This is a genomic window from Streptomyces sp. SAJ15 (assembly GCF_007595705.1).
Lineage (GTDB): Bacteria > Actinomycetota > Actinomycetes > Streptomycetales > Streptomycetaceae > Streptomyces.
Genome location: NZ_NISY01000004.1, coordinates 102,224 through 115,494 on the forward strand (window position 1 = coordinate 102,224; position 13,271 = coordinate 115,494).

Below are 13,271 nucleotides of genomic sequence, written 5' to 3' on the forward strand. Positions count from 1 at the left end.
TCATGAGTACGCAGTCAGACAACATGCGGAACCACTGGTGGTGGCGCCCCGGGTGGGACATCGGGCGCTGCGCTTCTCCACCTAGCGGGTGGCTCTCGGGCCCGATCAACGAGCTTGAGCGCTAAGGTCCGGAGCCATGCATCCGGTCACTCGTGACAGTGCACGTCTCACTCTGCGAGAGCTCTCGCCCGATGATGTGGACGACGTCCTCGCCATCTACGGCAGCACCAAGGCCACCGAGCATCTGAGCTTCCCCCCGCGCTCCCGCGAAGAGGTGGCCGGCATCGTCTCGCGCTCCATCGCCTCCGCGACAGCGAGGCCCCGAGAGGAGTACGCGCTGGCCGTGACGCGGCGGGATTCGGCCGACCTGATCGGCTTCGCCCGCCTGGCAATTGATCCGCACCAGCAGCGCGCGGCCACCATCGGTGCCGCGCTACGCCCCGAGGCGTGGGGCGTCGGCTACGGCAGGGAGACTCTGAGCCTGCTCTTCGGTCTCGCCTTCGCCGACCTGGATCTCCATCGCGTCTGGGCGGCCCGATCACCGCTGAATACGGCCGCCGAGAAGATGATGCTGGCGGCGGGGATGGTCGAGGAGGGGCGCATCCGCGGCCATGTCCATACCCGGGGCGCGTGGCGAGACTCGATCGTCTACGGGATCCTGCGCGACGAGTGGCAAGGCTGAAGACGGCCCGAGCGGTCCGCACAGGGGGGTACCACCATGCGCCTGGGCATCACCGGACACCGTGGGTTGCCGGAAGAGACCGGGCAGCTCGTCCGTGCCGCGCTCGCAGCCGAGATCGAACGACACGCGCCCGATGACCTCGTGGGCGTCTCCTGTGTCGCCGACGGCCCGACGCGTGGTTCGCCCAGGCCGTTCTCGACCACGGCGGGCGGATCGAGGTCGTCATCCCCGCTGTGGAGTACCGCGAAGGGCTGCCCGAGGACCACCACGCCGTTTATGACGCGCTGATCCAGCGGGCGTCGGAGACCTACTCCACGGGGATGAGGGAGTCCGACGAGCGGGCCCACATGGCCGGGAGCGAGATCCTCGTGGGTGTGGTGGACGAGCTTGTCGCCGTCTGGGACGGGCAGCCAGCCCGGGGCTACGGCGGCACGGCGGACGTCGTGACGTACGCCGAACGGACAGGCGTCCCTGTCCGGGTGATCTGGCCCGAAGGGGCAACCCGGGATTGACGCCCAGCGCGGGACACGCCCCCCAAAGGCCAGTGAAGGCCGTACAACGAGTGCCCTGAGGAGATGGTCGGCGGGCCGTCGACCGGTCGGCGCCGTTGTCGACCAGAATGCGGCGCGACGGCCCGTTGCTAGCTGTGAGGAGCGTGCGTGACGACCATCGTCGTGACCGGCCACATGGACCTGACAGACGAGAGCGTCCCCCTCGTGCGTGGGGCGCAGTCCGCTCACGGCGATTGGGCGGCGCGTAGTCGGTTTCCTGTTCTCTCAACTGCGTTGTCTTGACGCTCATGACACCGGCTCGGGAGCATCGAACCTGACATAGGAGCACACCTTGGAGCAGGGGGACCGTATGGCGTTGACACGGTTAGTGGGGGAGTGCGAGAAGGGGACGTGCCCCACCCTGTACTCCGTTGACGGAACCGGAGACCTGCTCGTCCAGGGATACACGGTGGACGATGCCGGCACGCTGGAAGAGCTCAAGGTCCCAGTCGGTGAGTCCGTGGTCCGCATCCCCGCAGGCATCATCGAGAGGTACGCGCGTGAACATCTCGCCTGACGAGTTCGAAAAACTCTTCTCGGAGTTCCGGCGAGAAGCCTTCCGACTGGAGACCCTGGACGACTACACCGGCTCATCGAGTGCCGAGATGTTTCGGGTATTCATGGCGGGCGATCCGCAGCCGGATGACTACAACCAGGAGTGGGTCGATGAGGTGCGGGCGAACATCGACGCGGGAAAACGCATGTACCGGGTTCATGTTCTGGCGCGTCCCCTGACCGACTACCTTCGATTTGAACTGGGCTGGGGATACCGGAAGAGTATCGGGGCTGGTGAAGAGTTTTTCATCCTCGACATCACCGACGGTGTCAACCCCCTGGAAGACGTTCCTGACTTCTGGATGTTCGATGAATCCACCGTCGTCTCCATGGACTACGGAGCGGGCGGGACATTCCTTGGAGCGGAATCGCACTCCGATATGGCGCCGTGGTTGAAACGCCGGGACGTCGCCCTGAGTCGGGCGGTGCCGTTCGCTGACTGGTGGGAGCGACACAGCGAAGAGTGAACGGATCAGGGCTTGGTCGGGCGCTGCGGGAACTGCGGGAGGCCAGCGGGAAGCAGGCCAAAGTAGTCGCCCGCAGCGCCGCCATGTCTCCGAGCAAGCTCAGCAAGATCGAGAACGAGGTGATCCCTCCGAGCGTTCTTGATGTGGAGCGCATTCTGGCGGCGCTTGATGTGGCTGAGGAGGAACTGGTAGATCTGGCACGGAAGGTGGCGACCGAGGCGACGGCATGGCGTAGGTATCGTCGCTCTGGGCTTCACAAGCACCAGGAAGATATCGGCGCTATAGAGGCGCAGACGGCGCTGCTCAGAGTTTTCCAGCCTTCGTGCGTTCCTGGATTGCTTCAATCGCCTGAATACATTCGAGGCGTACTTCGAGCCTCGGACCTGGACGGTGATGCGCTGGACAAGATGATCGGAGCGCGCCTGCGAAGGCAGGAAGTGCTCTATGATCGTGCGCGCGCCTTTCATTTCATCGTCACCGAGTCGGTGTTGCGGTGGAAACTTGTCCCACCGTCAATGATGGCAACCCAGCTCGACAAGATCCTTGGTGTGTCAAGGATGCCCAACGTCCACATCGGGGTCGTTCCGATTGCGGAGGAAATGCCAGGGCTTCTGCCGACCTCTTCATTCGTTCTCTTCGATGCTCGGCTGGCCATCATCGAGATCCCGCATGCCGAGATCACTACCAGCGAGCTGCCTGATGTGAAGCTCTATGTCTCCAAGTTCGAGAGCTTCCAACTCAAGGCCGTTTCCGGCGAGGGCATGCGAGCCTTCGTCGCGGACATTCGAGATGAATTCTTGAGTGAACGGGAAACGCGCTAGAAGCTCCGCAGTCGTGGCGACACCATGGGTCGGTGCCGACCGGGCCGGGAATCCGGGACGGTATGCATCCGGCAGAGGACAGAGTTGACTCTGCCGATTTTCTCACCGACCTCCAGGAAGGTGCACACCCATGAGTGGAATCGACCTGTACGCGCTGGACGTCACCGGAGTCCATTTCATCCGAGCCTGTGGTGGCAGTACGCATCCGGATGGGGAGGCCTGCGTCACCCTCGCTCGCATCGGCGTGGACGCGTGGGCGCTGGGAGACAGCAAGCGGCCCCACGCGGAGCCGCTCAGGTTCACGACCGCTGAGCTGCGAGCCGCTGGTGTGGACCCGGCGCGCTTCGGCCTCTCGACCTGAACCACAGCGCGCCATCCGACGGCCCTCAGCCCCCAGCGGGCCGAGGGCCGCTTCTCAAGTCAAGAACGGTTGCCTCCGTTGCACATCCACGGCTACTCATGGACCGGGCCTAAGGAACGCTTTGACGAGGATGCTCTCAGACGTCCGCCGTCCCCCCGACCCGCCGCCGGCGGCATCACCCGGTGACGCGGCGGCTCAGCGGCTTGTGGACCGCTACCGCACGGTGTCCCTGGAGTTTCCCGCGACGGATATTCCGCCCATCGAAACTGCTCATTGGCTCATGAAACGCCCGGCTCTGGTCCGGGGCACATGGGAGCAGCCGAAAGAGGCAGCGGGGTGGCTTCATCAGCAACTCGACAACTCAGCACCTCTGTTCGCCTCCGCTCATAGCCGTGATGAGACGCGACTGGCGGAGCTCGCTGCCACAGCCGCTGCACGGCTGAGTTGGGGTGGTGACGTGTCTCATGGCTTCTATCTGGGGCGGACATCATTCCTGTCCCTGGCGCTGGTGACCTGTTCCCCGAACCGCGCCGCACGAGATGTTCCCTGCCCGTTGGCTGGGCGAGCGTCCGGTCCATGACGCCCCGTCGGTACCGTTGTCGATCAGAATGGCCCCGTGAACGGGATAGGTGCCGCCGACGTCCGCCGTAACCGCTCCGGGCGGCGTCGGCCACGGCCGGTGGGTGGGGCGGGCCGCGTGGGTGGGGCCGGCGCGGGTGGGATGGGGTACGCGGGCGTCCTCCCCGGGTCGCCGCCCGACGGTGGTCACGACGACGGCTACGCCCAGCACATCCGCGACGTGTCGCAGCGCCTCGTCGTGCTCGACAACGAGTTGAACGATCTCCCGGTCGCGGACATGGCCGTGCACGCGTTCGCGGAGGTCCGTCGACGCCTCGCCGCGGGCGACCACGTGCGGAGGCGGGGGCGGGACATCCAGGCGGCGGCCGCCGAGTTGGCGGAGGTGGCGGGGTGGGCGCTGTTCGAGGCGGAGCGGCCGGGGGAGGCGCGGCGGTTGAACCAGGAGGCGCTCCGACTCGCGACGGCGTCGGGGGACCGCGCCATCGGGCTGTTGACGTTGCAGAACATGGGCATGCAGGCAGGGTGGCTGGGGAGGCCCCGGGAGGAACTCGCCATCGCGCGGGGTGTCCTGGAGCGGGGGAGGACGTCCCCGCGGGTGGAGGCGATCTTCCGGGTGCGGGAGGCGAAGGGGCTCGCCGGCTCGGGGCGGGTGGCCGAGGCGGAGCGGGCGTTCCAGCGTGCCCGCTCGCTGCTTCAGGAGAGTGGGCGGCTCAGCGACCCCTTCTGGGTGTGGTGGGTGACCGCGGACGAGGTCGACGGCCATCAGGGCTTCGCCCACCAGGAGTCGGGTGAGCCGGCGAAGGCGGTCCCGTATCTGCGTCGGGCCATGCGCCAGGAGGCGGGGGCGCCGGTCGGCTACCGGAACATCTACGCCGCCCGGCTGCTCTCGTGCCTGCTGGGGCTCGGGGCGTGGCGGGACGCCGCGGACCTGGCCGAGGAGATCATTCCCGTGGCGGACGCGACCCCCTCGCGCCGGACGCGCACGCTCTTGGAGGGCGCGGCCCGGCGCGGGCGGGCGCTGCGCCGGGCACCGGGCGGTCTGCGCGATGCCCTGCACGAGATCTGCCTGAGGGGGGAAGAGGGCGCGCGCGAGCCCTGAACGGCCCGCGCGCGGCGATCCCCTCAGGGCGTCTTCCGGGCCGGTGCGGCCACCTCCTGGGAGGCGCGGGCGACGACGAGGAGGAACAGTCCGCAGGCCGTCACGAGCAGCCAGCCGGGGCGGGAGGCGCGGGCGATGTCGGCGGGGTCGACGCCCGTGATCAGGCCGCCCGCGAGGGCGATGCCGACCGCTGAGCCGATCTGGCGGGCGGTGGACGTGATGGCCCCGGCCACGCCGGCCCGGGACTTCGGCAGACCGCTGACGGCCGTGTTGGTGAGCGGCGCGTTGGCGAAGCCGAACCCGATGCCGATGAGCAGGTACGCCAGCAGGAGCAGCAGGACGCTGGTGTGCTGTGCGAGGTTCACCAGGCAGAGGCCGCCGGCGGCGGTGAACCCGCCCGCGAGGAGCAGCGGGCGTCGTGGTCCGAGGCGCCCCACCAGGTTGCCGGACCACGGCGCGCACAGGGTGGCCCCGAGCGCCATGGGCAGGGTCGCCATGCCCGCCTCCAGCGGCGTCCATCCGCGGGCGTGCTGGAGGTAGAGGGTGTTGAGCAGCAGGCTCACGTTGAGCGCGATGAACACCGCCACGGCGCCCAGCACCGCCGTGGCGAAGCGCGGTCGTCGGAAGAGCCCGAGGTCCATCAGGGGCTCGCGCCGGCGCAGCTCGACCCGGACGAACCCGGCCGCCGTGGCGACCACCAGCGCGTAGCCGACCAGGGCCGGCGGCGAGGTCCAACCGATGCGGGGTCCCTCGATGAGGACGCCGATCGAGAGGCCCAGGGCCAGGATGAGCAGGGCCTGGCCGGGCAGGTCGAGCCGTCGGTCGCGCTGGCCGTGGGACTCGGGTACGAAGACGGCGACCAGGACGAGGGCGGCGGCGATGACCGGCAGGTTGATCCAGAACACCGACCGCCAGCCGAAGGCCGCTATGAGTGCTCCGCCGGTGACCGGGCCGGCCGCCATGCTCAGCCCGAAGACCGCCGCCCACACGCCGATGGCCCGGGCCCGCTCCCGGGGATCGGGCATCGCGTTCACCACGATGGCCAGGGCGACGGGGCTCAGCATCGAGGCCCCGACCCCCTGGAGGGCCCGCGCCGCGACGAGGAAGCCGAGCGAGGGGGCGACCGCGCAGGCCAGGGAGGCGAGGCCGAAGACGACCAGCCCGCACTGGAAGACGCGACGTCGTCCGAAGCGGTCCGCGAGCGCGCCGGAGGCGATGAGGAGACCGGCCAGCACCACGGTGTAGGCGTCCACGACCCATTCCAGGTCACGGGTGCCGACGCCCAGGCCGCGTCCGATCTCGGGCAGGCCCACGTTGACGATGGTGGTGTCCAGGCCGACCAGGAACATGCTCAGCGCGCAGACGGCCAGCACCGTCCACCGTCGGCGGGCACTCAGTGCGGCGGGCTGGGCTGGCGGGGATGTCGTGGTCACGGGTGCACCTTCGGTCCGGGATCGTCTGCCGGCCCATGCTCGGATCGGTCGGCGGCGCCGGCCCAGCACTTTTGCGGAAACGGCAAAATGGACCCATGGACGCCAGGGACACGGAACTCGCGGAGATCCTCGACGGCATCGGGCCGCGGCTGCGAGCGCTGCGACACGACCGCGGACTCACGCTGGAGGCGCTCGCGGAGGACACCGGGATCTCCGTGAGCACGCTGTCGCGCCTGGAGTCGGGCAAGCGCCGGCCGACGCTCGAACTGCTCATCCCGCTCGCGCGAGCGCACCGTGTCGCCATGGACCAGCTGATCGCGGCGCCCGCCACCGGCGACCCGCGCGTGCACCTGAAGCCGCACCGCAGGGAGCGCGGAAGCGTCCTCGTGCCCCTGACGCAGTACCCGGGTCGGGTCCAGGTCTTCAAGCAGGTGCTCGCATACCGTGAGCCGAGGCTCGTGACCCACGCCGGCTACGAGTGGCTCTATGTGCTCGCCGGCGAACTCCGCCTCATCCTCGGCGAACGCGAGTTCCTCCTCCGGCCGGGCGAGGTGGCCGAGTTCGACACCGGCGAGCCGCACTGGTTCGGCCCCGCCGGCACCCACGCCGTGGAGATCCTGCATCTGTTCGGGCCCCACGGCGACCAGGCCGTCGTCCGCACCGGCCCGTCGGCGACGTCCTGACCCGCCACGACGCGTCGCCCCGCCGAGGGTTCGGCGGGGCGACGCGTACGGCGTGCGAGTGCGGGTGTGCGTGCGGCCGCGAGGACGGACTACCGGCGGCTCGCCACCCGCTCCCGCTCCGCCTCCGTGCCCGCCGGCGCCGCGCCCGCCACCGGGTGGCCCTCCTCGCTGAGGCCGTAGCGGTCGTGCAGGCGGCGCAGCGGGCCCGGGGCCCACCAGCTGCGGTTGCCGAGGAGGCGCATGGCGGCGGGGAGCAGGATGCCGCGGATGAGGGTGGCGTCCAGCAGGATGGCGAGCGGGACGCCGAGGCCGAGCGCCTTCATGTAGCTGATGCCCGAGGTGAGCATCACGACGAAGACCAGGGAGAGGATGACCGCGGCGTAGGTGACGACCTTGCCGACCCGCTCCAGCCCGGTGGCGACGGCGAGTTGGTTGTCCCCGGTGCGGTCGTACTCCTCCTTGACGCGGGAGAGGATGAAGACCGCGTAGTCCATGGAGAGGCCGAAGCCCAGCGCCGAGATGAGGATGGGGGTGGTCCAGGTGATCGCCCCGGTGTTGATGAAGTCGCCGACGAGCCACTGGAGATGGCCGTCCTGGAAGACGAAGACCAGGGAGCCGAAGGTGGCGCTGAGGCTGAGGGCGCTGAGCGCCATGGCCATCAGGGGCAGCAGCAGGCTGCCGGTGAGCAGGAAGAGCAGCACGTAGGTGCCGACGGCCAGGATGCCCAGGGCGTAGGGCAGCCGCTCCTTGAGCAGGTCGAAGGTGTCGACGGAGATGGCGGGCTGGCCGCCGACGGTGATGGCGAAGGGGGCGTCGGCGTCCCGGACCCGGTCGACGATGGTCTCGCCGCGCTCCGAGAGTCCGTCGACGGCCGGGACCACGGACAGATACGTGGCGTCCTCGCCGGCGTAGCGGCGGTTCAGCTCGCCGGGCGGGACGATGCGCTCGCCCTTGGCGTAGGAGCCGGTGAGGGCGTCCACGCGGGCCACGTCGGGCAGCCGGGAGAGGGCGGACGCGTAGTCGGAGATCTCCTTCTCACGCCCGGCGGGGTCGCCGGTGTTCCGCGCGACGACCTGGAGGGCCTGCGCCTCGCGGTTGTTGAAGTTCTCCTGGACGACCTTGGCGACCTGCGCGGACTGGGCGCTCTTGGGGAGGATCTGCTCGTCCGGGAGGCGCATCTTCAGGTCGACGACGGGGGAGGCGAGGAGCGCCATCAGGACCAGGACGCCGGCGGCCAGCGGGGCGGGGCGGCGCATGACGACGACCGCCAGACGGTGCCAGAAGCCCTCCCCCTCGGCCGGTTCCGCGGCGGCGCCGGCGGATGCCGTCGACCCGGTCGCCTCGGCCCGCGGCCTGCGGCGGATCAGCCGCAGCCTGTCGATCCGCGGGCCGGCCCAGGCCAGCAGGGCCGGGACGATGACCAGGGTGGCGAGGGCGGCGGCCAGGGTGGTGACGGTGCCGCCGACCGCGATGGACTGGAACATCCCGAAGGGGATGACCATGAGGGAGAGGAAGGCCACCGCCAGCGTGACCGCGGAGAAGGTGACCGTCCGGCCGACCGTCCGCATGGTGGCGCGAATGGCGTCCGGGATCTCGGTGCCGTCCTTCTTCAGCTCCTCGCGGTAGCGGGTGATGAACAGCAGGCTGTAGTCGATCGCCAGGCCCAGGCCCAGGAAGGTGGTGATGTTGACCAGCAGGTTGTTGGCGTCGAAGACGAAGGTCAGCGCGAACATCAGGCCGAAGACCAGCAGCATCGTGGCGAGGGCCACCGCCAGCGGCAGCGCGGCGGCGACCAGCGAGCCGAAGATGACCACGAGCACGATCAGCACCAGCGGGAAGACCAGGGACTCCGCCTTGGAGGCGTCCTTGGCGGCCTGCTCGGTGTTCTCGAAGTTCATCAACGCCAGCCCGCCGAGCTTCACATCGAGCCCGTGGACGGTGCCGGTGTACTTCTCCTTCAGGCCCTCGATCCGGTCGTTGACCTGGTCGAAGTCGCCGAGCACGGTGCCGGTGACCAGGGCCTGTTCGCCGGACTCGCCGCGCAGCGAGGGCGCCTTGCCCGCCGACCAGTACGAGGCCACGTTGCCCAGATCCGGGTTGTCCGCCAGCTCCTTCGTCAGCTTGAGCCCGGCGGCGGTGACGGCCGGGTCGTCGACTCCCCGGGAGTCCTCGACGACGAGGGAGAGATTGGGTCGGCCCTGGCCGAACTCCCTCTCCAGGACGGACTGGGTGGTGGCCGACTCGGTGTCGTCGTTCTCGTAACCGCCCATCGTCAGACGGTCGGTGAGGCCCATGGAGCCGCCGCCCACGCAGAGGACGATGATCAGCACGGCCAGCAGAATCTTCTTCGGCCTGGGGAGAATCAGGCTCGCTAACCTGTCGAGCATGTCGGAGCTCTCCTGGGATCCTGGGATGCGGGACGGACTGTTCTGAGGTTCCGGTACGCCTTGTTCTGAAGCTGTGAAACAGCATGTACCAGAGATTGGTTTCGGTGCAAGCTGTTCTATAGGCGTGGCGCGCCTCCGCCGGGCGAGCCGGCGCCTCCGCGCGGGTTCGGCCGCTGAGGGGCCCGGGGTTCCTAACCCCGCTCCGACCCCCGCCGGGACAGCGCCAGATGCGTCGCCACCCCGACCACCAGCCCCCAGCAGGCCGAGCCGACGCCCCAGAGCTCCACCCCGGAAGCCGTCATCAGAAAGGTGACCAGGGCGCCGTCCCGATGGGCCTCCTCCCCGGTCGCGGCCGCCAGCGCCCCACCCAGCGCGCCCAGCAGGGCGATGCCCGCGATGGCCGCCACCAACTCCGTCGGCAGCGCCGTGAACACCGCGATGAACGTGGTGCCGAACACCCCGACCAGCAGATAGCAGACGCCGGCGACCACCCCCGCCGCGTACCGCTTGTCCGGGTCCGGGTGCGCCTCCCGCCCGGTGCAGATCGCCGCGGTGATCGCGGCCAGGTTGATGGCGTGGGCGCCCACCGGGGCCAGGGCGGCGGAGGCCAGCCCGGTGGTGGTGACCGTGCGGCCGGAGCGGGCCGCGTCCATCCGATAGCCCGCCGCGCTCAACACCGCGATGCCCGGCGCGTTCTGCGAGGCCATCGTCACCAGGAACAGCGGCAGTCCGAGCCCCACCACGGCGTCCCAGGAGAACGCGGGCGCGGTGAACACCGGACGGGCCACGTCCGGATGGACCCCGCCGAAGGAGACGTCCCCGGTCAGCAGGGTCCAGCCGACGCCGGCCAGCAGTGCCCAGGCCGTCGCCCAGCGCGGCGCGAACCGGCGCCCCACCACATAGGCGGCCAGCATCAGGGCCACCAGCGCGGGCGCGTCCTCGGTGGCGGTGAAGAGGTCGATGCCGAACTTCACCAGGATGCCGGCGAGCATCGCGGCCGCCACCGGCTGCGGCAGCAGCCGCATCACCGTGCCGAACAGGCCGGTCGCCCCGACCAGCACGGTCAGCGCGGCGGCCACCAGATAGGCGCCGACGGCCTGGTCGTACGGATGGTCCGTCAGCGCCGTCACCAGCAGCGCCGCGCCCGGCGTCGACCACGCGGTGACGACCGGGACGCGGTAGGCCAGGCTCAGCAGCACACAGGTCAGCCCGCTGCCGATGGATATCGCCCAGACCCAGGACTCCAGCCGGGCGTCGCTCAGTCGGGCCGCCTCCGCCGCCGTGAAGACCACGGCCATCGGGCCCGCGTACGAGACGATGACCACGATCAACCCCGCGACGGCGGTCGAGACCGACCAGGCGGAGGGGGACGGGGTCGGGGGCGGGGCGGTGGAAGCGGAAGAGGCCGTCAGGTTTTCTGAATCACTCATCACACGTGCAACAAAAGCGCATTGCCGAGCAGGAGCAACGGAATTCCCCAGCGGTGCAGCCTGATGCCGAGCATCCGCGCCTCCAGCACCTGTCCGCGCGCCAGCCCCGCCCGCGCCTGCGCCACCCGGCCCGCCCACAGCGGCAGTGCCAGCGCCGCGAACCACGCCGGTACCGCACCCACCGCGATCGCGATGCCCACCGCCAGCGGCTCCAGCAGATGGAAGCCGATGACGACGCGGCGGTAGCCGGCGGGTGAGCAGAGCGTGGCGAGGTTGCGCCGCCCGGCGAGTCGGTCGCCCTCCACGTCGTTGATGTTGGAGTAGGCCGACACCAGCAGGCTCCACAGCCCGACCAGCACCGTCTCCAGCACGATCAGGCCGGTGACCTCGCCGGTCAGCAGCGTGTACGGGAGCAGCACGGCGAGGCCCGGGGTCACCAGGATCAGCTCCTGGCCGCCCCGGTAGCTGATCTTCAAACCGTAGGAGTACTGGGCGTTGCTGAGCAGCACCAACAGCATCGCCACCGCCGTCCACGGCGCGCTGTGCGGCGCCACGGCGAGCGTCGCCGTCCACAGCGCCGCACCCCACAGCGCCGCGCCCCAGCCGAAGAGTTCCGCCTGGCGCACCGACAGCGCCCCGCTGAGCAGCGGCTTCCGCGACAGGTCGCGTAGCGCCCCGGACTCGGGGGAGTAGTTGCGCGCGTCGCTGCCGTCCCGGATGCCGGTGACGTCGTCCAGCGCGACGGTGGCGGCCACCACGCCCACGTAGCCGAGGGTGTAGAGCGCCAGCACCGCCCAGCTCCGGCCCTCCCACAGCAGCGGCTCGGGCAGCGCCACCCAGACGACGAAGAGGCTCAGGTAGTAGTCGTAGAAGGAGAGCTTGCCGAGCTTGACGTAGGCCCTCAGTCGCCCTCGGAGGTCGGGCGGGGAGGCCGTGCTCACTGCGGACATCGGCGGGTGCCTTCCGGTCGCGGATGGGGGACGGACAGCGGCCGGCCGCCTTCCCGGAGGGGAACGGGCGGCCCTTGGGGCGGGGAGCGAGGTGGCCTTTCCGGCGGGCGCGGGTGCGGGCGCGAGTGCGGGTCCCGGTGTGTGTGCGGGTGTGTGCCGGCGTGGGTCCCGGTGCGGGCGCGGGTGCGATGTGTGCGGGTGCGGGTCCCGGTGCGGGGCGGCTGCGGGGCGCGGGCCCGGAGAGCCGTGCTCGGCCCCCGGGCCCCCGCCCCGCGTACGGGCTAGCGCGCCCGACGCCCGAACGTCGAGATGAGGACCTGCGACAGCCAGCGGTGCCCCGGGTCGGCCATCTCCCGCAGCGCCTCGTCGACACGGGCCTCCGAGACCAGGCCCTCGGCGACGATCCGCGGCCGCAGGGACTCCAGCCACAGCATGTAGTGCCGGGCCTGGCGGGAGCCGCCGTGCACCATGACCGCGCGGCCCTCGGCGGCGACCTCCTCAAGGCCCAGCTCCAGCGCCGCGTCCAGGTCGAAGTGGCCGCCGCGCGGCTCGTGCCCGGAGCGGCGCATCAGCCCGTACCCGGCGGCCTTGACGTCCTGGAGGAAGTCCTCCCCGGCGGAGCTGCGGAACAGCGACAGCGAGTCGGTGTCCTCCAGGAAGAGCCGGCCGCCCGGCTTCAGCGCGCGCACCAGCTTCGCGACGGCGGCGGGGCGGTCGGCCAGGTGCTGCACGACCATGCGGGAGTGCACGAGGTCGAAGGCGCCCGCGGGGAGCTCCTGGGTGCGCAGGTCCAGCCGCACGGCCTCGACGTTGGCGGCGGTCAGCCAGTCCAGCCGGGAGGGCTCCAGATCCACCGCCACCACCCGGCCGTCCGGGCCGACCCGCTCGGCGAGCCACCCCGCGATCGAACCCGTGCCGGCGCCGACCTCCAGCACCGACCAGCCGGCGGCCACCCCGAGCCGCTCCAGCCGCTCGATCGTCCCCGGATCCCAGATCGCCTCGTTGGTCCGCAGCCGCTCCGACTCCTGGTCCCAGGACTGGTCGAACACGTACTCCGCAGCCCGGGCGACGTCCGGGTCCGCGGCGATCTCCGCGCCCTCGGTGACGCTCATGGGAAACCCCCTCGATTCGGCTTCGGGCCCTCCACGCTAGGAACCCGACCGCCGCTCCAGCCATGGCAATTGAGTGTCCGCGCCCCCCGGCGCGCAGGCAGGTATCTGCTAGCGCTCTGCTACGGACCGGCGGGCGGGTCGGGACATAGCGTGGGCGCTCC

At 70.4% G+C, this 13,271-nt stretch carries 12 protein-coding genes and 2 pseudogenes; 9 read left to right on the forward strand and 5 right to left on the reverse strand.

Features of this window, described 5'->3' with window-relative positions:
- Positions 1-136 precede the first annotated feature (136 nt).
- From CD790_RS13655 to CD790_RS13690, 8 genes and pseudogenes are all read left to right on the forward strand, one after another.
- Complete coding sequence (locus tag CD790_RS13655) at positions 137-682, forward strand: GNAT family N-acetyltransferase (protein ID WP_144383484.1); 546 nt, start codon at positions 137-139, stop codon at positions 680-682.
- Positions 683-718: 36 nt separating this feature from the next.
- Positions 719-1,194: pseudogene (locus CD790_RS13660) on the forward strand (hypothetical protein).
- 331 nt (positions 1,195-1,525) lie between these two features.
- Positions 1,526-1,750 carry a hypothetical protein gene (locus CD790_RS13665; protein ID WP_260867553.1) on the forward strand — a complete coding sequence of 75 codons (225 nt, stop codon included), beginning with the start codon at positions 1,526-1,528 and terminating at the stop codon, positions 1,748-1,750.
- Positions 1,734-2,255 carry a DUF6879 family protein gene (locus CD790_RS13670; protein WP_144383485.1) on the forward strand — a complete coding sequence of 174 codons (522 nt, stop codon included), beginning with the start codon at positions 1,734-1,736 and terminating at the stop codon, positions 2,253-2,255. The genes CD790_RS13665 and CD790_RS13670 overlap by 17 nt, the downstream gene beginning before the upstream one ends.
- A complete protein-coding gene (locus tag CD790_RS13675; protein WP_144383486.1) occupies positions 2,252-3,076 on the forward strand; it encodes a helix-turn-helix transcriptional regulator in 825 nt (274 codons plus the stop codon). The genes CD790_RS13670 and CD790_RS13675 overlap by 4 nt, the downstream gene beginning before the upstream one ends.
- Before the next feature lie 130 nt (positions 3,077-3,206).
- Positions 3,207-3,437, forward strand: coding sequence for a DUF397 domain-containing protein (locus CD790_RS13680; RefSeq protein ID WP_144383487.1), 231 nt, complete (start codon positions 3,207-3,209; stop codon positions 3,435-3,437).
- 78 nt (positions 3,438-3,515) lie between these two features.
- Positions 3,516-4,017: pseudogene (locus tag CD790_RS35720) on the forward strand (hypothetical protein).
- A 36-nt stretch (positions 4,018-4,053) separates the two neighbouring features.
- The gene (locus CD790_RS13690; protein WP_144383488.1) at positions 4,054-5,115 is read left to right on the forward strand and encodes an XRE family transcriptional regulator; all 1,062 of its coding nucleotides are present in this window, start codon (positions 4,054-4,056) and stop codon (positions 5,113-5,115) included.
- Between the two features lie 23 nt (positions 5,116-5,138).
- On the opposite strand, the gene CD790_RS13695 is transcribed toward CD790_RS13690, so the two are convergent.
- Complete coding sequence (locus tag CD790_RS13695) at positions 5,139-6,548, reverse strand: MFS transporter (RefSeq protein ID WP_144383489.1); 1,410 nt, start codon at positions 6,546-6,548, stop codon at positions 5,139-5,141.
- 95 nt (positions 6,549-6,643) lie between these two features.
- On the opposite strand from CD790_RS13695, the gene CD790_RS13700 reads away from it, so the two are divergent.
- A complete protein-coding gene (locus tag CD790_RS13700) occupies positions 6,644-7,231 on the forward strand; it encodes a helix-turn-helix transcriptional regulator (protein ID WP_144383490.1) in 588 nt (195 codons plus the stop codon).
- Positions 7,232-7,320: 89 nt separating this feature from the next.
- On the opposite strand, the gene CD790_RS13705 is transcribed toward CD790_RS13700, so the two are convergent.
- The 4 genes from CD790_RS13705 to CD790_RS13720 all read right to left on the reverse strand — a co-directional run bounded on the left by CD790_RS13705 (position 7,321) and on the right by CD790_RS13720 (position 13,110).
- Complete coding sequence (locus CD790_RS13705) at positions 7,321-9,618, reverse strand: MMPL family transporter (RefSeq protein ID WP_144383491.1); 2,298 nt, start codon at positions 9,616-9,618, stop codon at positions 7,321-7,323.
- A gap of 191 nt (positions 9,619-9,809) precedes the next feature.
- Entirely contained in the window at positions 9,810-11,048 is a 1,239-nt protein-coding gene (locus tag CD790_RS13710) for a benzoate/H(+) symporter BenE family transporter (protein WP_144383492.1), read from the reverse strand.
- Positions 11,048-11,998 carry a UbiA family prenyltransferase gene (locus CD790_RS13715; RefSeq protein WP_144383493.1) on the reverse strand — a complete coding sequence of 317 codons (951 nt, stop codon included), beginning with the start codon at positions 11,996-11,998 and terminating at the stop codon, positions 11,048-11,050. Before CD790_RS13715 ends, CD790_RS13710 begins: the two co-directional genes overlap by 1 nt.
- 281 nt (positions 11,999-12,279) lie before the next feature.
- Positions 12,280-13,110: a class I SAM-dependent methyltransferase gene (locus CD790_RS13720; protein WP_144383494.1), complete on the reverse strand. Its 831-nt coding sequence runs from the start codon at positions 13,108-13,110 to the stop codon at positions 12,280-12,282.
- Positions 13,111-13,271: the final 161 nt, after the last annotated feature.